This is a genomic window from Sandaracinobacteroides sp. A072, assembly GCF_052616365.1.
Genome location: NZ_JBQXGU010000002.1, coordinates 455,250 through 475,878, shown reverse-complemented (window position 1 = coordinate 475,878; position 20,629 = coordinate 455,250). Strand labels below are relative to the sequence as shown.

Below are 20,629 nucleotides of genomic sequence, written 5' to 3'. Positions count from 1 at the left end.
CGGTGGCAAGCTACAACATCCGCAAGGCGGTCGGATCCGATCTGCGCCGCCGGCCAGATCGCATCATGACCGTGCTTTCGGAAATCGATGCCAGCATAGCCGTGGTTCAGGAAGCGGATCGCCGCTTCGGTGAGCGCCACACGGTGCTTCCCGCCGGGCTTCTGGCGGAGCATGGCTGGCGCGCCGTGCCGTTCGAGAATGCGCTGCCGAACGCCATTGGCTGGCACGGCAATGCCGTCCTCATGCGGGACGGCGTGGAACTCCTCCGCCATGCGACGCTCACCCTGCCGGTGCTGGAGCCGCGCGGGGCGGTGCTGGTCGATCTTGCCGTCGCTGGCGCTCCTGTCCGGATCGTCGGCATGCACCTTGATCTGTCCGGCCTGTGGCGTCGCCGGCAGGCGCATGCGATCCTCGAGCATATCGCGGCCCAGCCCGAGCAGATGCCTACAATCATGATGGGCGATCTCAATGAATGGCGGGTTACGGCCGGGTGCATCGCGGATTTCGCCCGTACCCACAAGGTCCTGCCGACAGGGCCAACCTTCCCGGCCGGCAACCCGGTTGCGCGCCTTGATCGCGTGTTCGTGTCCAATGAAATGGAGGTCGAGGGCGCGGGCGTTCATCAAAGCCCGCAATCACGGGTTTCCTCCGACCATCTGCCACTCTGGCTGAAGGTGCGGCTTCCGCGGGGCAGCAGGCGGCCTGGCTGAGCGGGCCCCTGATTCGGGCTGTCAGCCGCGCAGTTGTTCGCTTTTCGCCTGATGGTGGCGGATCACCTCGTCGATGATGAAACGCAGGAATTTTTCCGAAAATTCCGGGTCCAGCTCGGCATCGGCGGCAAGGCTGCGCAGGCGGGCGATCTGCTCTTCCTCGCGCTTCGTGTCAGCAGCGGGGAGCCCGGCTTCCGCCTTGTAGGCGCCCACCTTCTGCGTGATCTTGAACCGCTCTGCCAGCATGAACACCAGCGCCGCGTCGATGTTGTCGATCGAACGCCGGAATTGCAGCAATTGCTCAGGCGTCGGTGCCTCGCGCGACATGTAGCCCCTTTCCCTTTTGCGCCGGAACCCCTAGCGGGAACCACAGCATGACAGCAACCTTAAGCCCCCTCCGGCCCGAAAAGCCCAGCCTCAAGCCCCTGATGTCGCTCGTGGCACCGGGCCTCAATGCCGTCAACCGGGTCATCCTCGACAGGATGCAAAGCCCGGTGACGATGATTCCCGAACTTGCGGGCCATCTGATCGCAGGGGGCGGAAAGCGCATGCGCCCGATGCTCACTCTCGGCTGTGCGGCCGCCCTCGACTATGATGGAGAGCGCCACCACAAGCTTGCCGCCTCCGTCGAGTTCATCCACACCGCGACACTGCTTCATGATGATGTGGTCGATGGCTCCGACCTCAGGCGTGGCCGCGCCACTGCCAACACCATCTGGGGCAATGAAGCCTCGGTGCTAGTCGGCGATTTCCTCTTTTCCCGTGCCTTCGAGCTGATGGTCGAGGCGGGCAGCCTGAAGGCGCTGAAGGTGCTGGCCAATGCCGCCTCCGTGATCACCGAGGGGGAGGTGGCGCAACTGACCGCCCAGCGTGTGGTCGAGACCAGCGAGGAACGCTACCTCCACATCATCCAGGCAAAGACGGCCGCCCTCTTTGCCGCCGCCTGCCAGATCGCAGCCGTTGTAGCCGAGCGCGACAGCGACACCGAGGACGCCCTGGAAGCCTATGGCCGCAACCTTGGCATCGCCTTCCAGCTGGTCGATGATGCGATCGATTATGTCTCCGATGCGGAAACCATGGGCAAGGACAGCGGCGATGATTTCCGCGACGGCAAGGTGACGCTTCCCGTCATCCTCGCCTATGCGCGGGGTGACGAGGCGGCGCGCAGTTTCTGGCGCAAGGCCATGTCCGGCCGCGCCAATGGCGAGGCGGAGCTGAAGGAAGCAGTGCAGCGGCTGCACGGCACCGACGCCATTGCCGACACCATGGCGCGCGCGCGTCTTTACGGCAGCCGCGCCATCGACAGCCTGGCCTGCCTGCCGGCCAGCACGGCGCGTGCAGCCCTTGTCGAGACGGTCGAATTTGCCATCCAGCGGGCCTATTGATCCGGCAGTGGCCGGGCTTCCGGTCGCCGCCATCCTCGATGACCTGCGCACAACTCTTGCGCAATCGCCCTGCGCGGTGCTCGTCGCGCCGCCGGGCGCCGGCAAGACCAGCCTTGTCGCGCCGGCACTTCTCGATTGCCCCTGGCTTGAAGGGCGCAGGATCCTCCTCATGCTGCCGCGCCGGCTTGCCGCCCGCGCCGCTGCCGAGCGCATCGCCAGCCTGCTGGGCGAAGATGTGGGCGGGCGTGTCGGGTATCGCACGCGGCTCGAATCGCGGGTCGGACCGGATGCGCGCATCGAGTGCGTGACGGAAGGGCTGTTCGTGAACCGGCTGATCGCGGACCCCGGTCTCGAGGGTGTCGGCGCGCTGCTGTTCGATGAGGTGCATGAACGAAACCTCGAGGGCGACCTGGGCCTCGCGCTGGCGCTCGATGCCCGCCAGCTGCGGCCCGATCTCCGGCTGCTTGCCATGTCGGCGACGATCGATGGCGCGCGCTTCACGCGGCTGATGGGGGATTGCCCGCTGCTCGAATCGCAGGGGCGGCAGCATCCGGTCACCATTCGCCATCTTGGCCGCCCGGCCGGCCGGATCGAGGATGCCATGGCCTCAGCCATCCGCCAGGCGCTGGCGGAGGCGGGCGGCAGCCTGCTCGCCTTCCTGCCCGGTGTCGGCGAAATCGAGCGGACGGCGGAGCGGCTCAGCCTGCCCGATGGCATCGAGCTTCACCGCCTGCATGGAACGGCGGACCCGGCGGCCCAGCGCGCGGCGCTGAAAGCCTCGGGCAAGCGCAAGGTGGTGCTGGCGACCTCGATCGCCGAAACATCGCTCACCATCGATGGCGTGCGCATCGTTGTGGATTCCGGCCTTGCGCGCCGGTCCCGCTTCGATCGCGCATCGGGCCTGTCGCGGCTGGTGACGGAGCGTGTCTCGCAGGCGGCGGCCACACAGCGGGCCGGCCGTGCGGGGCGGCAGGCGCCCGGCCTCGCGCTTCGCCTGTGGGAGGAGGGGGAGACGCGCGGCCTCATCCCCTTCGACCCGCCGGAGATCCTGGAAGCCGATCTCGCCCCGCTCGCGCTCAGGCTGGCGGCCTGGGGCGTGCGGGAGCCATCGGACCTCTGCTGGCTCGATCCGCCGCCACCCGCCGCCATCGAAAGCGCGCGGGCCGATCTCAGGGCCCTGGGCGCGATCGATGCCGATGGCCTGCTGACGGACCATGGCCGGCTGATTGCCCGGCTGCCGCTGTCCCCGCGTCTGGCGCATATGCTGCTGGCGGGTGCGGCGCGCGGGCAGGCGGAGGATGCGGCGGGCCTGGCCGTGCTGGTGGAAGAGCGCGGCCTTGGCGGGCTGTCGACCGATCTGGAAACACGCCTGCGCCAGTTTTCCGGCCTGCAGGGCGGGCGCGCGGCGCAGGCGCGCAAGCTGGCGGCGCGCTGGGCAGGGCAGGCCGCACGGCTTGCCCGGCGCGATGCGTCGCTGGCGCCGCTGTCCCTGCCCCTGCTGCTTGCCGAGGCTTTCCCGGATCGCGTGGCGCGGCGCCGGCGTGCGCCCGGGCCTTCGGATGCGATGGTCGATTACCGCATGGCCAATGGCCGCGGCGTCAGCCTTGAGGCGACGGACCCGCTGGCGCGCGCGGAATGGCTGGTGGTGGTCGATGCCGGAGGGGCCGGGGCCAATGCCCGTGTGCGCCTGGCTGCCGCCCTGCCGCCGGATGAACTGCTGCCATGGCTGGAACCGCGGCTGGAAACGGTGGAAGAGGTGGCGCCCGACCCGGCAAGCGGCCGCCTTTCGCTGGTGCGCATTACCGGCTTTGGCGCGATCGAGGTGGCGCGCCGCCGGCAGCCCGCCCCGCCCGAGGCCGTTGCCGGGGCGCTGATGGCCGAGGTGCGCCGCAAGGGCCTTTCCGCGCTGCCCTGGCCCGAGGGGGAGCGCGCGCTGCTTGCCCGCCTGCGGTTTGCCAGCGCCAGCGGCCTTTCCGGCTTGCCCGGCATGGCGGATGAAGCCCTGCTGGCGGATGCAGAGCTTTGGCTGCTGCCCCGCCTTGCCGGCGCCCAGCGGCTGGCGGACGTGCGGCTGGAAGGCGCGTTGCTCGACCGGCTGGACTGGGCTGCACGGCAGGCGCTGGAGCGCTTTGCCCCGGCCCGGCTTTCCACGCCCGCCGGCACCAGCCACCCCATAGACTATGCGGCAGAGGGCGGGCCGCAGGCCGAGGTGCGGGTGCAGGCGCTGTTCGGGCTTTCGGCCCACCCGATGCTGGCCGATGGCCGCGTGCCGCTCACACTGGCGCTCACCTCGCCGGCCGGGCGGCCCATTGCCCTCACGCGGGATCTGCCGGGCTTCTGGAAGGGGGGCTGGCGCGACGTGCAGAAGGACATGAAGGGCCGCTATCCCAGGCACCCCTGGCCGGATGATCCGGCCTCGGCCAGCGCCACGGTGCGCACAAAGGCAGCCGACGCGCGCCGCAACAGTTGATTTTCCCGCATTGTCGTGGCTTGGGAATGTGCATGGCCAAGGCACGCATCTTCCAGCAGGGCACCCCCGCGACCCAATCGGGCAAGGCCCGCGCGCAGCAATGGATTCTGGAGCGGGAACCCGCCGAAGCAAAGCGGCCGGACCCGCTGATGGGCTGGGCCGGAAGCGGCGACACGGACCAGCAGATCCGCCTGACCTTCCCGACGCTTGAGGCGGCAAAGGCCTATGCCGAACGCCACGGGCTGGACGCCGAGATCGTGCCCCCGGCCCCGCGCCGCCTGATCTTGCAAAGCTACGCCGAGAATTTCCGTTGAACCCCGGCTTGCGCTAGGGTTCCGGCACGCGCCTGTAGCTCAGCTGGATAGAGCATCCGCCTTCTAAGCGGACGGTCGCAGGTTCGAGTCCTGCCGGGCGCGCCATTTGCCGTTTCGCGCGACAGATTGGTCAGAAGCTGGATTAGACACTTTGCCGTGAGCGCAGTGCGTAGCTTGCGAGCTGCTCTTGCTGAAGTATAGGGCTTCAATCCCGTAACATGGCTTTGGATTATGGTTTTTTCTAGTTCGTAATTCGTTGCGATAATTTCGCCTCTCTGCCATGTTCTTCTTCGACAGGGAGACGATATGCCCGCTGCGTCTGCAACTGCTGCTCATGCCATGGCCGTGAGCATTGATGGCGACAATAATTTTGTAACCATTCAGGCTGGGGGGAGCAGGCTTCGAATTGATCCGCTGCACAAACGGAAAGTGCCTCCCCAAAGGCTTATTGACCTTCTTATCACCGAACGCCGTGTCAGTACATTGGTTGGCAGATCAGGTGTAATTTCCGAACTGTCAGGCTGGCGCAACGAAGCTGATGTCATCTCGGTTCGCTGCATCACCGGGCGGGCGGGCACGGGCAAGACACGCCTCGCAATAGAAGCGTGCGAGGCTGCCGAGGCGGAAGGCTGGGTTGCCGGTTTCGTCTCCAGCGATGAACTGGAGCGTTTTCATCGAGGCCAGAATCTTGCAAGCTGGTCTTTGCCGTGCCCGGTTCTTCTGGTCATCGATTATGCGGCCACATCTCTTCCTGTTCTGAAATCATGGTTTGCGTCCCTTGCCCGCAATTCCGCCCCGGAAGGCAGCAAGCTTCGTATCCTTCTTCTCGAGCGTCATGCTGACCCGGAAACGGGCTGGTGGGCTGACCTGCTGCGTCGTGAATCACTGGCGGTTGGCCCCGCGGATCTGATTGGAAACGAATGTCTGCGCAAACTCATGCCTTTTGGGGCAGTAGAAGATCGCCGCGCCCTGTTGGCTGAGGCCATGAGGCTGGCCGCCCCATTGCTGGACCCGCCGTGTCAACCCGTTGCACCCCCGCCAGCTGGCGAGAACCCGGACTTTGATGCGCGACTTGCTGACGGCCGGATCGACAACGAACCCCTTTATCTTCTGATGGCCGGTATTCATGGCGCCCGCCTCGGAGCGCCGGCCGCGCTTGCCCGCGAACGCGTCGAACTTGCCGACGAGATGGTTGACATTGAGACTGCACGCATCCGCCGCCGGGCCTTGGCATGGGGCCATGCCGACCAAGGTGATTTCACCCTTCATGTCGCAGCCTGCATCACCTTGCAGAATGGTGCCGATCTGCAAGAGCTGCCAGCCCTGATCAGGGAGGAAGCAGCGGCCATGGAGAAGGTGCTTCCATTTCCAGAAGACCAGATTGCTGAACAATTGTGCGATCTGCTGCCATGCTATTCGGATCGCATTGAACCGGTTCGCCCCGATCTCATCGGTGAGGCGTTCCTGTTACGACATGTGCAGGGCAATAAATTTCGCAGCGATGATATAAGGTCTGGCATCGTGATCCGTGCATGGAAACGGGAACCGGAAGCCGTGCTTCAAAGTCTGGTCCGTGCAGCGCAGGACTTTGCGAATGGAAATTTCAACCATGTTTCAGTCCAGTGGTTAGGGAACCTCGCGAGGCAGCCACAGGATCTTCAGAATCTCATTTTTCTTTCTGAAATCATTCCAGATAAAACTCTGTCAATGATTGAGGTTTCTGTTGAAGTTCAGCAGAAAATCATTGAGAACATCCCGTCTGATGGCTCAAATGAAGAATATCGCGCAAATAGTCTCAATAATCTTTCTATTCTCTTGTCTCACATGGGTAGTCGGATGGATGCACTGTCGGCGGCAGAGGAGGCGGTAAATCTCTATCAGTCCCTTTCTGCAGCTCCACCGGGCGCTTTCATTCCGAAACTTGCAGGGGCGCTCAACAATTTATCCAACCGTCTTTCTGAAGTGGGGAGGTGGGAAGAAGCTCTGTCGGCCGCCGAGGAGGCAGCAAATCTTTATCGGTCCCTTGCTGCAGCTCCACTGGGCGCTTTCATGCCAAAACTTGCAGGGGCACTAATCAATTTATCCAACCGTCTTTCCGAAGTAGGGAGGCGGGAAGAAGCGCTGCCGGCGGCGGAAGAGGTAGTGATACTCTATCGGTCCCTTGCTGCAGGTCGACCGGATGCTTTTAGATCCTGCCTAGCTATGTCTCTCGGCAATCTATCCAATCGTCTTTCTGACGTAGGCAGGCGGGAAGAAGCGCTGCCGGCGGCGGAAGAGGCAGTAAATCTCTACCGGTCCCTTGCTGCAGTTCGACCGGATGCTTTTATGCCTGACCTTGCCCTGTCTCTCAACAATTTATCCAAAAGTTTCTCTGAGGTAGAAAGGCCGGAAGATGCACTGTCTGCGGCGGAGGAGGCGGTGAATCTCTACCGTTCACTTGCTGCAGGTCGTCCGGACGCTTTCATGCCTAACCTTGCTCTGTCTCTCAGCAATCTTTCCAATTGTCTTTTTGATATGGGCAAGCAGGAAGAGGCATTGCCTGTGGCAAAGGAGGCAGTTCAAACATTGCTTCCGGCCGCTGAGTCGTTCCCGAAGGCATTTTCGGGAAAAATTCAGTATATTTTTGGAAACTACATAAGATGCGTGAACTATTTGAGCTGTGAGGCAGATATAGAAATTATGCGTCGAATTTATGCTATAGATTTGTCATTATATTTTAGAGTTTTGAATAGGTAATTTTATGGACCCTGTCACACTTTCATTTACAGTCGTTGCCTGTATTACCCCTTATCTCATCAAGGTGGGTGAAGGCGCAGCCGAAAAGGTGGGTGAGGCGTCTGTCGAGGCTGGTGTCAAGATGCTTGGATGGATGAAAGACAAGCTTTCAGGTCGTGCAAAAGAAGCGCTTGAAGATCTCGAAAAGGCACCATCCCAAGAGGATAATCAGGCCGATCTTCGCAAACAGCTAGTGAAGGTTCTGGAGGCAAACCCGGCGTTTGCCGATGAACTTGCAGCGCTGTTGCCAGCCCCGGCCGACAGCGACACGCAGACCGCCATCGCCTCTGGCCATGGCGCAGTTGCCAATGTGGTCAAGGGAAACAACAATCAGACATTTATTCAGGGCGGTGGTTGAAACCTGCCCGCCACGTTTCGCTGCTTTGCATGTTGGTGGGTAAGTCTGGATGTTGATCCGACAGACAGATCGAAAAGGGCGCGGGTTTGCAATTGTTTGGCCGACGCCCTGCCATGCAACGCCTTCACGCTTCTTTGCTCCCCCCTATCAGCACGCCCAGAAAATCTAGCTCGCCCGTCACCGGGATGCGGGGCAAGATGGGGCGCACAGGAGGATTGAAACATGTCGAAGATCCGCGATGAAGTGACTGCCGCCAATGCGGCCTATGCCGCCGATTTCGGGGACAAGGGCAAGCTTGCCCTGCCGCCGGCGCGTGGCTTTGCCATTCTCACCTGCATGGATGCGCGGCTCGATCCGGCGAAATATGCCGGCCTTGCCGAAGGGGATGCCCATGTCATCCGCAACGCCGGCGGCCGCGCCAGCGATGATGCCATCCGCTCGCTTGTCATTTCGCACAAGCTGCTGGGCACGCGGGAATGGTTTGTCATCCACCACACCGATTGCGGCATGGAACTGTTTGACGGGCCGACCATCGCGACCCTGCTGGAAACCAGCCGCGCCACCGCCAGCTTCGATGGCAAGAGCTGGGCCAACCAGCAGTCCGAAGGCGGAAGCCGGGAAGGCTGGCATGTCGCCTGGCTGAACTTCAAGGATCTCGCCCAGAGCGTGCGCGACGATGTCGCCCGCATCCGCAACCATCCGCTCACGCCCGATGACATCCCCGTTCACGGCTTCATCTATGATGTGAAAAGCGGGCAGCTGCTGCCTGTTGACTGAGTTTCCGGCGACCTGACCGCCAATGCCGAAGGATGAACGCCCGGTCTTCGCAGGCCGGGCGTTTTCCTTTCGGCATTTCAAGGCCCGCGCGCCTTTCCCGCAGCCTCAAAAGCGAGAGTGGCGCGGGCGTTGCCGGCCGCTGCACTATGCAGGCGCCGGGTGACCGGGCAAACCGCAGGAGCAGGGTGTGAAACTTTCGCTGACGCCGGCCGAACAGGCTTTCCGCGACGAAGTGCGCCGCTTTTTCGCGGAGGACTATCCGCGCCACGTGATCGACAGGATCGCCGCCGGGCAGCGGCTGGAAAAGGCCGATCACATCGCCGCCCAGCAGGCGCTCAACGCGCGCGGCTGGCTGGGCGTGGGCTGGCCGGCCGAGCATGGCGGCACCGGCTGGACCCCGGTGGAGCGCTACATCTTCGACCAGGAACTGGAACTGGCCGGCGCCGCCACCATCATCCCCATGGCTGTCATCTATATCGGCCCCATCATCTGTGCCTTCGGCTCGCCCGAGCAAAAGCGGGACTGGCTGCCCGCCATCCTCGAATCGCGCGCCTTCTGGGCACAGGGCTATTCCGAGCCCGAGGCCGGCTCCGACCTTGCCTCGCTGCGCTTTTCGGCCGAGCGCGATGGCGATCATTATGTTCTCAACGGCACCAAGATCTGGACTTCGGGCGCCCAATGGGCGGACTGGATTTTCTGCCTCGCCCGCACCAGCCGCGAGGCGCGCAAGCAGCAGGGCATCTCGCTCATCTGCGCGCCGCTCGATTCGCCCGGTGTCACCGTGCACCCAATCCGCCTGCTCGACGGATCTTGCGAGCTGAACCGGATCGAGTTCGACAATGTGCGCGTGCCGGTCGAGAACCGCATCGGCGAGGAAGGGCAGGCCTGGCACTATGCCAATGTACTGCTGAAGAACGAGCGGCTTTCCTATGCCCATGTCGGCGCCAAGCGGCGGGATATCGCCCGCGTCAGGGCGCTGGCGCGGCAGACCCCGGCCGGCGGCGGGCGCAGCATGGATGCAGACCCCGCCTTCGCCAGCGCCGTTGCCCGCGTGGAGGCGCGGCTGGACGCGATCGAGGTGTCGATCCTCAATTCCCTGCGCGGCGAAATCTCGATGGCCGGTGCCGCCGCGCTGAAGATCGCCTGCACCGAATGCGCGCAGGCCATCACCCGGCTCTATATCCAGCTGGCAGGCCGAGGCCGCGCCCCCATGCTCGACCGCAGCACAGCGGACTGGGCCGCCGCCGCACCCGGCGTGCCGGCCTTCGGCCCGGCGGGCGTGCAGGCCTATCTCTTCGAGCGGGCGCAGACCATCTACGGCGGCTCGACCGAGATCCAGAAAAACATCATCTGGCGCGCGCTCGGCAGCGCGGCAAACTGAAGGGGGCCTGCGATGGACAAGGCTTTCACCACCGAACAGGCCATGCTGCGGGACAGCCTGCGCAACTATCTTTCCACCCGGCAGGATTTCGCCGGCCGCATGGCGGCGGTTTCGGCCGAACCGGGCTACCGCCCCGATCTCTGGCGCTATCTGGCCCGCGACATGGGGCTGATGGATGCCGCCGGCCTTGGCGACACGGAATCAATGATCCTGATGGAGGAAGCCGGGCGCGCGCTTCTGCCCGAGCCGCTGGCCGAATGCCTGCTGGCTGGATGGCTGCTGCGCCGCTGCGGCATGCCAGCGGAGGACGGGCGCCTGCAGGCCATGGCGTCTGGCGACCTGATCGCAGCCCTTGCCTGGGCGGAACCATCCATGCGGCATGATCTTGCGGATATTGCGCTCGAGGCTTGCCGGGAAGGCGGCGGCTGGCGGCTGACGGGCATGAAGGCCATTGTGCCTGCCGGCCCGTGGTGCGGCGCGTTCATCCTTGCCGCCCGCACGGCGGGCAGGGCGGGCGATGCCGATGGAATCAGCCTGTTCCTCGTTCCCGCCGATGTGCCGGGGCTGGTGCGCCACCCCTATGCCACCATCGATGGCCGCCGCGCCGCCGATCTGCTGCTCGATGGCGTGACGCTGCCCGCCGATGCCCTGCTGGGCCGTGAAGGCGAAGCGCTTCCGCTGCTGGAGGAAGCGCGTGACCGGGCCATCGCCCTGCAGGCGGCCGAAGCCGTCGGCGTGCTCGACCGGCTGCTGGAACAGACGGTGGCCTACACCGGCCAGCGTCGGCAGTTCGGCCAGGCGATTGCGGGCTTCCAGGCCCTCCAACACCGGATGGTGGACATGTATCTCGAATGCGAGATGGCGCGCGCCGCAGCCCGGCTGGTGACGGCGGCGCTGGACGAACCTGCCCCTGAGCGCGCGCGGGCAGCCTCTTCGGCGCAGGCAACGATCGCTGCGGCCTGCCGCTTCGTGGGGCAGAATGCCGTGCAGCTTCATGGCGGCATGGGCATGACCGACGAACTGCCGCTTGGCCATTATTTCCGCCGCACAACCGTGATCGAGGCGGAATGGGGCGACGAGGACTGGCACCTCGCCCGAATGGCGCGGCTGGCCGGGGCGGCCTGAACTGCTTCAGCCTTTCCCGGCCTTGCGGGCGCGGCGGATCGCACGGCCGAAATCCCGTTCGCTGACAGCCCCGCGCACGAGGATCGGGCCGATCAGATGGCCCGGCGTGCCGCCAAGCCCAAGCGCAAAGGCGTGAAAGGCGCTGCGGCTGAGCTGCCCGTCGATGCGCGCCGCCTCCCGCTCCAGCGTCTGCCTGAGCCGCCTGACATCGCCGCCCGCAGCTTCCAGCGCTGCTTCGGCGGCACCGGCATCAGCCCGGCCGCCAGCCATCAGGGCGGCGTGGACCGGGAGGTAAAGGCCCTGTTCGTCAGCAGCGATGGCAGCTCGTGCCGCTGCGCGCGATGCGTCGCCGAAGATCGGCCAGTCGTGGAAGGCGATGACCACGCCGCCATCGGCTTCTGCTGCTTCCATCATCGGGCCATGCGCCTTGCGGCAGGCGGGGCAGTTGTAATCGGTGAAGACGCTCAGGCGCACATCGCCTGCGGGGTTGCCTGCGGTCGGCACCGGCTCGGCATGGGCGGCGCGGACCACGGGCGTCCAGCCTGTTTCGATGCCCACCGGCTCCAGCCGGCGCGCCGCAACACCGGCAAGCGCTCCGGCCCCCAACAGGCCCCCCAGAACCAGTGCATCGCGCCGCGAGATCGTCATGCCCTGCCAATTACGCTGTTGACAGCCCGGCGCATAGCTGAAGGATGGGCAGCGGGAGAGACATCATGTTCGATATTCTGATCCGTGACGCCATGCTCGTCGATGGCACCGGGGCCGCGCCCTTCCGTGGCGACATCGCCGTGAAGGACGGGCTGATTGCCGCTGTCGGCGAGGTTTCCGGGCCTGCCCGCCGTGTCATCGATGCCGGCGGCCGCATGGTGACCCCCGGTTTCTGCGACATCCATACCCATTATGACGGGCAGGCAAGCTGGGATCCCTTTCTCGCGCCGACAAGCCTCAACGGCGTGACCTCGATCGCCATGGGCAATTGTGGTGTCGGCTTCGCGCCCGCACGGCCGGATCGCCACCAATGGCTCATCACCCTGCTGGAAGGGGTGGAGGATATTCCCGGCACCGCGCTTGCCGAAGGCCTCACCTGGGACTGGGAAAGCTTTCCCGACTATCTCGAGGCGCTGGGCCGGCGCCGCTTCACCATGGATGTGGCAGCGCATCTGCCGCATGCCGCCCTTCGCACCTATGTGATGGGTGAGCGCGGCGCCGACCACCGCGAGCATCCGACCGAAAGCGAGATCGCCGAGATGGCGCGGCTGACGGAAGAAGCGCTGGCGGCCGGCGCCCTCGGTTTCAGCACCTCGCGCACCATCGTGCACCGTGCGCGATCGGGCGAGAATATCGGCACGCTCGAAGCCGGGGCCGAGGAACTTCTGGCCATTGCGCGCGCCATGCGCCGGCAGGGCAAGGGTGTCATTCAGCTCATTTCCGACGCCTACATGACGGCCGATGATGATTTCGCCAACCGCGAGCTGGATCTGATCGCCGCCATGGCGCGCGAATCCGGCCGCCCGCTCAGCTTCACCCTGCAGCAGACGGACGAGGCGCCAGACCGCTATCGCCACATCTTCGAACGGGTGGCGGCCATGGTTGCGGAAGGTCTGGACGTGAAGACCCAGGTGGCGCCGCGCGCCATCGGGGCGCTCCAGGGGCTGGAGGTGACGCTCAACCCCTTCCTCTTCTGCCCGGAATGGCGCCGCATCGAGAAGCTGCCGCTGGCCGGAAAGCTGGCGGAACTGGAAAAGCCGGACGTTCGCGCCCGCCTGCTGGAACAGCATCGCCAGACCATTCCGGCAGACGGTTTCGGCAAGCTGATCGCCTTCGGTTTCAACCGCATGTTCCGCGTGACCGATCCTGTCGATTACGAGCCTTCGGCCGACCGGTCGATCGCGGCAGAGGCGAAGGCCGCCGGCCGAGACCCGGCGGATTATATGCTCGACTTGCTGCGCGAGGAAGGCGGCCACCGGCTGATCTACATGCCGCTCATCAACTATGCGCGCGGCAACCTCGACGATGTGCATGCCATGCTGTCTGCCCCGAACACGCTTTTCGGCCTTTCGGATGGTGGCGCCCATTGCGGCACCATCTGCGACGCAAGCTTCCCCACCAGTACGCTTGCCATCTGGGCGCGCGGCAACAAGGCCGGCCACGCCGTGCCGCTGGAATCGCTGGTGCATGGCCTCACGCTCAGGAACGCCCGCCATGTCGGCTGGCATGATCGCGGCGCGCTGAAGCCCGGCCTAAGGGCGGATCTCAACATCATCGACCTGGACCGGCTGGGGCTTTCGCCGCCGCGCATGGTGCATGACCTGCCGGCCGGTGGCGGCCGCCTGCTCCAGACACCACGTGGCATCGACCTGACGCTTTGCCGTGGTGTCGTGACCTTCGAGGCCGGAGAGGCGACAGGGGAATTGCCCGGCACACTGCTGCGCGCCTGATACCACCCTGCGGCTGGCTGGCCGTTCAGCCCTTGCCGGGGCGTTCGGCGGCCAGCATCAGGGCCAGCGCTGCGGCGGACAGCAAGGCGGCCAGCACGAAGGGGGCGCCCGGTGCGTGCAGCCGGGCTTCCGCGCCGCTGAAGGCCGCGAACAGCTGCGAGAAGATGAGCGGCCCGGCCACGACCGTGATCGAGGCAAGGGTTGCAAGCCCGCCCTGCAGTTCGCCCTGGTCCGTTGCGGATGCGCGCTCTGTCATCAGCGCCTGCAGGGCTGGAATTGTCAGCCCGCCAAGACCGCCCACGATGATGCCGGCATAGGCAAGGGCCGGTACGTGGGCGAAGATGTGCACGACATAGCCGATGGTGCCGGCCATGATCCCGGCGACCGCCGTGCGCCATTCGCCCAGCATGTCCACCGCCCGCTTCACGAGCAGCCCGTTCACCAGAACCGCGAGCACGCCCACCAGCGTCAGTGACAGGCCGATGTCGAACGGGGACCAGCCATAGCGATAGGCGACGATGTAGCTCCAGACGCCGTGCAGGGACTGGATCGCCAGCATCCACAGGAAATAGGTGATGGCAAAGCGCTTCAGCGCGCCGCCCAGTGTGCTCAGCCGCCTCAGGCTGCCCACCGGATTGGCGCGCCGCCAGTCAAAGCTGCGCCGCAGGTGTCGGGGCAGGCTTTCAGGCAGCACCAGAAGGCCCAGCAGCAGGTTGAGACCTGCCATTCCGGCAGCGGCCAGAAAGGGCAGGCGACTTCCCCCGGCGCCGAGGAAACCGCCAAGGGCCGGGCCGACGATGAAGCCCATGCCGAAGGCCACGCCGACAAGGCCGAAGGCCTGCGCCCGGCGGGCAGGCGGCGTGACATCGGCAATATAGGCATAGGCGGTCGTGTAGCTGGCGCCGGTGACACCAGCGAGGATGCGCGCGACGAACAGCATGGCAAGGGTGCTGGCGGCTGCGGCCCCGAGTGAACTGAGCGCGAACCCCGCCATGGAGAGCAGCAGCACCGGCCGCCGTCCGAAGGCGTCCGACAGGCCGCCGATCACCGGCGAGAAAAGGAACTGCGCCAGCGCGTAGGACATGATGAGAAAGCCGCCCATGGTGGCGGCCTCGTTCATCGGCATCCCGCCCAGTTCGGACACGAGCGCCGGAAGGACCGGAACGATGAGCCCGAAGCCCATCGCGTCGATCAGGACGGTGAGGGTGATGAACGTGAGCGGGCCGCGCGGCGCGACCCCGGCGGCTTCAGCCGTCAAGCCGATGGCCCGAGCTTGCCATGGGCGCGCTCATAGGCCTTCACGTCGCCCGAGGCGAGCAGACGGGCCTGTGACTGCCACTGGTCGCGCTCTGGCCGGCCCTGGAACTGACCAAGCTGGCTGTCCACATGCGCCAGCTGTTCGGGCGTCCAGTCCGCGATCTGGCGATAGTGAAAGACGCCAAGCTCGGCCAGCCGCGCGGACAGCTTCGGCCCGATGCCCTTGATTCGCATCAGATCGTCAGGCTCGCCCTCGGGGCCGGGCAGGAAGGGGGAGGCCGCCATGCTGCCCGCATCTGCCGGCGATGCATCACTGCCGTCAGCGCCGCCGGGTTCGGCCTTTCCGCTTTGCATGGGCGGTTCGGCAGGCGAGACTTCGGTCGGCTCGACAGGCGGGCGCGGCCGCAGGGCCAGCCAGGCGACGAGCAGGGCAATGGCAAGCGCGGCAAGCGCGAACCAGAGCAGGGTGTTGTCGGCTATGGTCATGCCCATTCCCTATGGCCCCATGCGCGCAAAGGTCAAACGGCATGACGCCGCGCACATATTTCGGCTAGGGTCCAGGCATGGAGACAGGTGACACGACCGGACGCGGGACTGGCGAAACCGGGACTGGCGAAAACGCCGCTGGTGCCGTGCTGGTGGATGCGCGCGGCCTGCGCTGCCCGCTGCCGGCGCTGCGGCTGGCGCGCGCGGTGCGCGAAGGCGGGTCGGGCCTCTATCGCCTGCTGGCCGATGACCCTGCCGCCGAGCGTGACATTCCCGACCTTGCGCGTGAACGGGGCTGGCGGCTTGCGGCTGCGGGCGGCGGCGATTTCCGCCTGGACGTGCCGCCCGGCTGAAGCCGGGCGGCACGTTCCTGACAGTTTTCTTTCGACAGCTCGCTCCGGATACCCGCTCCGGCTTCACTCGACGATGGCGCAGGCCTCGCCGGCAACCTTCAGGCGGCCGCAGATTTCACGCGCCGCCGCTGGTGAGCCGGCATTGGTGCGCAGGCGGTAGAGGGTCTTTCCATCCGCGACGACAGGGATGATGAGGGGTTCCATGCCCTGGAGGTAGCGGAATCGCTCGCCTAGCGCCTTGAAGGCCGAACGTGCCCGGCTTTCACTGGAAAAGGCCCCCAGTTGGAGCATCTGCCCGTTCGCAGGTGCCGACGGGCGCTGCGGCGCCGGCTGCGCCACGGCTGGCCTTGGTTGTGGCGCCGGTTTCGGCACGATCGTTTCCACGGGCTTGGGCAGGATGGTTTTCGGTCCAGGGGCCGGCGCCGTCTGGGCAGGCGGCTTCTGCGCCTCGGGCCTAGGGGCGGCAGCGCCGGGTTGCTGCTGAGGCTGGGCGGAGCTTGCAGCAGGGGCCACCGCGCCCGGGGCAGGGGATGAGGTGCGCGCATCCTCGGGTTGCGGCTCGATGATGACCTCCTCGGCAACTGTTCCGGGCCTTGGCAGCGGGTCTTCGGGCATGGCGTCGAGGGCGATGCGCGCCTCGGTCGTGCGGCCATCCCCGGTGCCGAACAGCACCTGCCCCTGGCCTTCGACGGGAATGCCTTCCACGTCGGGGCCGCTGGGCGGTTCCTTCCATGGCCCGGGCGATGCCAGCACCGGAATCTCCTCGCCGGGGCGGGGAACGTCGATCGGGCTATCTTCCCGGCCCGAAAGCAGGAAGATGCCGGCCACGACCCCGGCCGTAAGCAGCAGGAGGGCGGCGACCAGGCCCCAGAAGGTGCGCCGGCTCATCAGCGTGTGGGTGGGGCCGTCATCCATGTCCGCTTCGTCGAGCCAGGGTGCGTCCGGCTCCTCGGCAGGAAGGCGCGCGCGGCCGCGCCGCTCCGACTCCGCATGCGGGGAAGGCCGGCGCGCCATCAGCGCAGCTCCTCGGCGGCTTCGACGCCCATGACGCCGAGCGCCGTGCGGATAACCTGCGCCACGCTGCCGGCAAGCGCCAGGCGGGCTGCGGTCAGTTCGGCATCGTCCTCGCGCAGCAGGCGACAGGCGGGGTCGTCATTGCCGCGGTTCCACAGGGTGTGGAAGGCACCGGCCAGATCGGCGAGGTAGAAGGCAATGCGGTGCGGTTCGCGCGCGCCGGCGGCCTGGCGCACCACGCGCGGCCACTGGGCCGCCAGCCGGGCGAGCGCCAGTTCCTCGGCATCCAGCCTTTCCAACGGGGCGACGGCTGGAAGCGACAGCATCTGCCCCTTGCGCAGCACCGAGGAAATGCGGGCATGCGCATAATGCACATAGAAGACGGGGTTTTCGCGCGACTGCTCGACCACATGGGCGAAATCGAAATCGAGCGGGGCCTCGGGCCTTTTTGTCAGCATCATGAAGCGCACCACATCGCGGCCCACTTCGCGCACCACATCGGCCAGGGTCACGAAATTGCCGGCCCGCTTCGACATCTTCACCGGCTCGCCGTTGCGGAACAGGCGCACCATCTGCACCAGCTTCACATCCAGCCTGACCTTGCCCTGTGTCAGCGCTTCGACAGCGGCGGTGATGCGTTTCACCGTGCCGGCATGGTCGGCGCCCCAGATATCGACGAGGGCGGACGAACGGCGCGCCTTTTCGGCATGATAGGCCATGTCGGCGCCGAAATAGGTCCAGCTGCCGTCAGACTTGCGGATCGGCCGGTCGAGATCGTCCCCGTAGGCGGTGGAGCGGAAGAGCGGCAGTTCGACCGGTTCCCAGTCTTCCTGAATCTCGCCCTTGGGCGGCGGCAGCGTGCCATCATAGACGAGATCGCGGGCGCGCAGTTCCGCCTCGGCCGCAGCGGGGGCGCCTGCGGCCTGGATCGCGGCTTCGGACGAGAAGATGTCGTGCCTTATGCCGAGCAGTGCGAGATCGTCGCGGATCATGTCCATCATGGCGGCGACGGCGCGGGTGCGGAACAGGGCGAGCCAGTCGCTTTCCGGGGCCTTTGCGAAGCGGTCTGCATATTCGGCCGCCAGTGCCGCGCCCACGGGCTTCAGATAGTCGCCGGGGTAGAGGCCTTCGGGAATGTCCCCGACGGCTTCGCCCAGCGCCTCGCGGTAGCGCAGGTGGACGGAGCGGGCGAGCACATCGACCTGGCCGCCGGCATCGTTCACATAATATTCGCGCACCACATCGTGGCCGGCAAAGGCCAGAAGGCTTGCCAGCGCATCGCCCACCACCGCGCCCCGGCAATGGCCCATGTGCATGGGGCCGGTGGGATTGGCCGAAACATATTCGATATTGACCGGCAGGGCCTCGTGCGCGGGATCGCCCCGCCCATAATCGGCCCCGGCCGCGACGATGGCGCGGATTTCGTCTTCCCACACCGTGCGGGCAAGCTTCAGGTTGATGAAGCCCGGTCCTGCCACCTCTGCCGTCTCGACATCGGGGTGGCGGGCCAGCATCATGGCGAGGCGGGTCGCGAGTTCGCGCGGGTTCATTCGCGCGGCCCTGGCCAGCGCCATGGCGGCATTGGTGGCGAGATCGCCGTGTGACGGGTCACGCGGGGGTTCGAGCACGATGGCCGCGTTGGTGGCTTCAGGCGGGACTGTTCCATCCGCCGCCAGCGCTGCCACGGCTTCCGCCACGATGTTCTCGAACCGCTGAAAGACGTCCAAACCTGATCTCCTTCGCCGCTTGCCGTGCGGCCATCATCCCGGCCCCGTTAGCCCGGCCGGGCGCATGCCTCAACGGCCGATGCGGCAGAAAGGCACCGAAACAGCCGGAAACGGCTTTTTGGCAGAAGGTGTGTCGTGTAGCATGTGGCCATTATTTCCTGTCCGGGGGGCAAGCATGCAAGGCGATCTTCAATCTGTTGGTGGCAGCCAGGCAGGGCAAGGCCCCGGGCGGTTTTCCGCGCTTGTGGCATCGTTCGCGATGGTCGTGGCCCAGGTGGCGCCTTTGCCCATTCCGGGCATCGCCGTGATCGGGCAGGCGCCGGCTGCGGCGCAATCCCAGGATTTCGCTGGAACGATCACTTGCCGCAGCCTCAACAATGCCACCCAGCGCTGCAGCGTTTCCACCGGCGGGCGGGTCGAACTGGTCGAGCAACTGTCCAGCTCTTCCTGTATCCAGGGCCGTTCCTGGACCTATGACCGCAACTCGATCACCGTGCGCAACGGCTGTCAGGCCCGTTTCGGTTATGGCTATGGCAGCTTCGGCGGAAGCGGCGGAAGCTGGAACAACAGCGGGCAGGGTTTTGCTGGCGAGATCCAGTGCCGTTCGCTCAACAACCGCTACCAGCGCTGCAACGTCGATACCCGCAACCGGGTTGAGCTTCTGAACCAGATTTCCGGTACCAACTGTGTGCAGGGGCGCAACTGGGGGTTCGATGCCCGCGGCATCTGGGTGAACAACGGCTGCCAGGCGAACTTCGGCTATGGCTATGGCAGCTTCGGCGGCAGTGGCGGCAGCTGGGGTGGCAACAATGGCGCGCAGGGTTTTGCGGGCCAGCTGGAATGCCGGTCTGAGAACAATCGCTACCAGCGCTGCGCCGCGAACACACGCGGCCGGGTGGAACTGCTCCGCCAGTTTTCCAGCACCAATTGCGTGCAGGGCCGCAACTGGGGCTGGGACAACAGCAGCATCTGGGTGGACAATGGCTGTCAGGCCCGGTTCGGCTATGGCTTCGGCAATGTGAGCGGCAATTATGACAATGACAACAATGGCGGCGGAAGCGCTGCCGGGATCATCGCCGGTGCCGCCGTTGCGGCAGGGCTGATCGCCCTTCTGGCGTCTTCCGGCAAGAAGAGAAGCAGCACCGCTTCTGGCGATGCCGCGATCAGCGCCGATTACGCCAGGTTTCCTGCCGATGCCCGTGCCGAGGCGGAGGCTTGCATGAAGGAAGCGGCCCGCCAGGTCGGGACCACCGGTGGCACTAAGGTTCAGCTCGATCAGGTGCGCAATGCCCAGCGTTCCGGCAGTGGCTGGATCCTGGTGGCCGGGGTGACGGGCACATATCCTGATCATGTCCAGGCCATGGTGATGGATTGCCGCGCCAGCGGCGGCAAGGTGACGGCCTTCGACGTGCGCTGAGGGGAACAATCCGTTCGATTCCGGGTTGTATTGGTGTAAGCTATGCACGAATTGCCGCGCTCGCCGCGACTTTTCTGCGTGAAGACGGAATGAAAGGATGGACAGCATGGCAGCCAAGGAAGAACGGAAACCCGCGAAGAAGGAAAAGAAGGCTGTAGCGCCTTCGCCCAAGGCCCTCGATATCGGGATTCCCGCCGACAAGCTGAACGCCATCACCGATGGCCTGTCCCGCCTGCTTGCGGATACCTACACGCTCTATCTGAAGACCCACAATTTCCACTGGAACGTCACAGGGCCGCAGTTCAACGCGCTCCACACCATGTTCGAGACGCAATATACCGAACTGGCGCTGGCCGTGGACGAGATTGCCGAGCGCATCCGCGCGCTGGGTGCCTGGGCGCCGGGCAGCTACAGCGAATATGCGCGTCTTGCCACGGTCAAGGAAGCGACCGGCGTTCCCTCTGCTGACCAGATGGTTGCCGAACTTGCGGCCGATCAGGCAACCATCGTGCGCACCGCCCGCGCAATCTTTCCGGCGGTCGAGGACGCCAGCGATGAGCCGACGGCCGATCTGCTGACCCAGCGCATGCAGGTGCATGAAAAGACGGCCTGGATGCTGCGCTCGATGATCGCCTGATCCGG

Annotated in this window: 19 protein-coding genes and 1 tRNA gene; 14 read left to right on the top strand and 6 right to left on the bottom strand. The window is 65.6% G+C overall.

The genetic code is table 11. The annotated features are described in order from the left end of the window. The first annotated feature begins 2 nt into the window (after positions 1 to 2). A complete protein-coding gene (locus ACUJ46_RS08240) occupies positions 3 to 710 on the top strand; it encodes an endonuclease/exonuclease/phosphatase family protein (protein ID WP_445389987.1) in 708 nt (235 codons plus the stop codon). A gap of 21 nt (positions 711 to 731) precedes the next feature. On the opposite strand, the gene ACUJ46_RS08235 is transcribed toward ACUJ46_RS08240, so the two are convergent. After that, positions 732 to 1,037, bottom strand: a complete 306-nt coding sequence (locus ACUJ46_RS08235) for a chorismate mutase (RefSeq protein ID WP_445389986.1) — start codon at positions 1,035 to 1,037, stop codon at positions 732 to 734. Positions 1,038 to 1,084: 47 nt separating this feature from the next. Between ACUJ46_RS08235 and ACUJ46_RS08230 the strand changes: the two genes are divergently transcribed. The 9 genes from ACUJ46_RS08230 (at position 1,085) to ACUJ46_RS08190 (ending at position 11,295) form a co-directional block, all read left to right on the top strand. Beyond that, positions 1,085 to 2,095 (top strand): polyprenyl synthetase family protein, encoded by a 1,011-nt coding sequence (locus tag ACUJ46_RS08230; RefSeq protein ID WP_445389985.1) that lies wholly within the window; start codon positions 1,085 to 1,087, stop codon positions 2,093 to 2,095. Between the two features lie 7 nt (positions 2,096 to 2,102). Further along, positions 2,103 to 4,565, top strand: a complete 2,463-nt coding sequence (hrpB, locus tag ACUJ46_RS08225; RefSeq protein ID WP_445389984.1) for an ATP-dependent helicase HrpB — start codon at positions 2,103 to 2,105, stop codon at positions 4,563 to 4,565. A 32-nt stretch (positions 4,566 to 4,597) separates the two neighbouring features. Beyond that, on the top strand, positions 4,598 to 4,879 hold the full coding sequence (locus tag ACUJ46_RS08220) for an ETC complex I subunit (RefSeq protein ID WP_445389983.1): 282 nt from the start codon (positions 4,598 to 4,600) through the stop codon (positions 4,877 to 4,879). Positions 4,880 to 4,907: 28 nt separating this feature from the next. Then, a tRNA-Arg gene (locus ACUJ46_RS08215) sits at positions 4,908 to 4,984 on the top strand. Between the two features lie 201 nt (positions 4,985 to 5,185). Next, positions 5,186 to 7,615, top strand: a complete 2,430-nt coding sequence (locus ACUJ46_RS08210; protein WP_445389982.1) for a tetratricopeptide repeat protein — start codon at positions 5,186 to 5,188, stop codon at positions 7,613 to 7,615. 4 nt (positions 7,616 to 7,619) lie between these two features. Further along, positions 7,620 to 8,012, top strand: coding sequence for a hypothetical protein (locus tag ACUJ46_RS08205; RefSeq protein ID WP_445389981.1), 393 nt, complete (start codon positions 7,620 to 7,622; stop codon positions 8,010 to 8,012). A 222-nt stretch (positions 8,013 to 8,234) separates the two neighbouring features. After that, positions 8,235 to 8,789, top strand: a complete 555-nt coding sequence (locus ACUJ46_RS08200) for a beta-class carbonic anhydrase (protein ID WP_445389980.1) — start codon at positions 8,235 to 8,237, stop codon at positions 8,787 to 8,789. A gap of 187 nt (positions 8,790 to 8,976) precedes the next feature. Then, on the top strand, positions 8,977 to 10,170 hold the full coding sequence (locus ACUJ46_RS08195) for an acyl-CoA dehydrogenase family protein (protein WP_445389979.1): 1,194 nt from the start codon (positions 8,977 to 8,979) through the stop codon (positions 10,168 to 10,170). A 12-nt stretch (positions 10,171 to 10,182) separates the two neighbouring features. Then, entirely contained in the window at positions 10,183 to 11,295 is a 1,113-nt protein-coding gene (locus tag ACUJ46_RS08190) for an acyl-CoA dehydrogenase family protein (RefSeq protein ID WP_445389978.1), read from the top strand. Positions 11,296 to 11,301: 6 nt separating this feature from the next. Here the strand turns inward: ACUJ46_RS08190 and ACUJ46_RS08185 are convergent, their stop codons facing one another. Further along, positions 11,302 to 11,943 carry a thioredoxin domain-containing protein gene (locus tag ACUJ46_RS08185; RefSeq protein WP_445389977.1) on the bottom strand — a complete coding sequence of 214 codons (642 nt, stop codon included), beginning with the start codon at positions 11,941 to 11,943 and terminating at the stop codon, positions 11,302 to 11,304. A gap of 65 nt (positions 11,944 to 12,008) precedes the next feature. On the opposite strand from ACUJ46_RS08185, the gene ACUJ46_RS08180 reads away from it, so the two are divergent. Next, positions 12,009 to 13,733: an N-acyl-D-amino-acid deacylase family protein gene (locus ACUJ46_RS08180; protein ID WP_445389976.1), complete on the top strand. Its 1,725-nt coding sequence runs from the start codon at positions 12,009 to 12,011 to the stop codon at positions 13,731 to 13,733. Positions 13,734 to 13,758: 25 nt separating this feature from the next. Here ACUJ46_RS08180 and ACUJ46_RS08175 read toward each other — a convergent pair whose 3' ends face one another. Next, on the bottom strand, positions 13,759 to 14,991 hold the full coding sequence (locus tag ACUJ46_RS08175; protein ID WP_445389975.1) for an MFS transporter: 1,233 nt from the start codon (positions 14,989 to 14,991) through the stop codon (positions 13,759 to 13,761). Then, the gene (locus tag ACUJ46_RS08170) at positions 14,988 to 15,476 is read right to left on the bottom strand and encodes a hypothetical protein (RefSeq protein WP_445389974.1); all 489 of its coding nucleotides are present in this window, start codon (positions 15,474 to 15,476) and stop codon (positions 14,988 to 14,990) included. The genes ACUJ46_RS08175 and ACUJ46_RS08170 overlap by 4 nt, the downstream gene beginning before the upstream one ends. A 77-nt stretch (positions 15,477 to 15,553) precedes the next feature. On the opposite strand from ACUJ46_RS08170, the gene ACUJ46_RS08165 reads away from it, so the two are divergent. Next, positions 15,554 to 15,829 (top strand): sulfurtransferase TusA family protein, encoded by a 276-nt coding sequence (locus ACUJ46_RS08165; RefSeq protein ID WP_445389973.1) that lies wholly within the window; start codon positions 15,554 to 15,556, stop codon positions 15,827 to 15,829. A gap of 63 nt (positions 15,830 to 15,892) precedes the next feature. Here the strand turns inward: ACUJ46_RS08165 and ACUJ46_RS08160 are convergent, their stop codons facing one another. Together ACUJ46_RS08160 and argS are read right to left on the bottom strand one after the other, a co-directional pair. After that, positions 15,893 to 16,843, bottom strand: coding sequence for an SPOR domain-containing protein (locus ACUJ46_RS08160; RefSeq protein ID WP_445389972.1), 951 nt, complete (start codon positions 16,841 to 16,843; stop codon positions 15,893 to 15,895). Beyond that, on the bottom strand, positions 16,843 to 18,570 hold the full coding sequence (argS, locus tag ACUJ46_RS08155) for an arginine--tRNA ligase (RefSeq protein ID WP_445389971.1): 1,728 nt from the start codon (positions 18,568 to 18,570) through the stop codon (positions 16,843 to 16,845). Before argS ends, ACUJ46_RS08160 begins: the two co-directional genes overlap by 1 nt. Positions 18,571 to 18,814: 244 nt before the next feature. Here argS and ACUJ46_RS08150 point away from each other — a divergent pair, with 244 nt between their 5' ends. Next, positions 18,815 to 19,987, top strand: coding sequence for a DUF3011 domain-containing protein (locus ACUJ46_RS08150; protein WP_445389970.1), 1,173 nt, complete (start codon positions 18,815 to 18,817; stop codon positions 19,985 to 19,987). Between the two features lie 106 nt (positions 19,988 to 20,093). Further along, positions 20,094 to 20,624, top strand: coding sequence for a Dps family protein (locus ACUJ46_RS08145; protein ID WP_445389969.1), 531 nt, complete (start codon positions 20,094 to 20,096; stop codon positions 20,622 to 20,624). The last annotated feature ends 5 nt before the right edge of the window (positions 20,625 to 20,629 follow it).

Excerpts from the sequence above, each read along its gene's own strand:
- ACUJ46_RS08170 (WP_445389974.1), bottom strand. The coding sequence starts at position 15,476 with ATGACCATAGCCGACAACACCCTGCTCTGGTTCGCGCTTGCCGCGCTT.
- ACUJ46_RS08190 (WP_445389978.1), top strand. The coding sequence starts at position 10,183 with ATGGACAAGGCTTTCACCACCGAACAGGCCATGCTGCGGGACAGCCTG.
- ACUJ46_RS08200 (WP_445389980.1), top strand. The coding sequence starts at position 8,235 with ATGTCGAAGATCCGCGATGAAGTGACTGCCGCCAATGCGGCCTATGCC.
- ACUJ46_RS08160 (WP_445389972.1), bottom strand. The coding sequence starts at position 16,843 with ATGGCGCGCCGGCCTTCCCCGCATGCGGAGTCGGAGCGGCGCGGCCGC.
- ACUJ46_RS08210 (WP_445389982.1), top strand. The coding sequence starts at position 5,186 with ATGCCCGCTGCGTCTGCAACTGCTGCTCATGCCATGGCCGTGAGCATT.
- ACUJ46_RS08145 (WP_445389969.1), top strand. The coding sequence starts at position 20,094 with ATGGCAGCCAAGGAAGAACGGAAACCCGCGAAGAAGGAAAAGAAGGCT.
- ACUJ46_RS08235 (WP_445389986.1), bottom strand. The coding sequence starts at position 1,037 with ATGTCGCGCGAGGCACCGACGCCTGAGCAATTGCTGCAATTCCGGCGT.
- ACUJ46_RS08220 (WP_445389983.1), top strand. The coding sequence starts at position 4,598 with ATGGCCAAGGCACGCATCTTCCAGCAGGGCACCCCCGCGACCCAATCG.
- ACUJ46_RS08205 (WP_445389981.1), top strand. The coding sequence starts at position 7,620 with ATGGACCCTGTCACACTTTCATTTACAGTCGTTGCCTGTATTACCCCT.
- ACUJ46_RS08180 (WP_445389976.1), top strand. The coding sequence starts at position 12,009 with ATGTTCGATATTCTGATCCGTGACGCCATGCTCGTCGATGGCACCGGG.
- ACUJ46_RS08185 (WP_445389977.1), bottom strand. The coding sequence starts at position 11,943 with ATGACGATCTCGCGGCGCGATGCACTGGTTCTGGGGGGCCTGTTGGGG.
- ACUJ46_RS08230 (WP_445389985.1), top strand. The coding sequence starts at position 1,085 with ATGACAGCAACCTTAAGCCCCCTCCGGCCCGAAAAGCCCAGCCTCAAG.
- ACUJ46_RS08165 (WP_445389973.1), top strand. The coding sequence starts at position 15,554 with ATGGAGACAGGTGACACGACCGGACGCGGGACTGGCGAAACCGGGACT.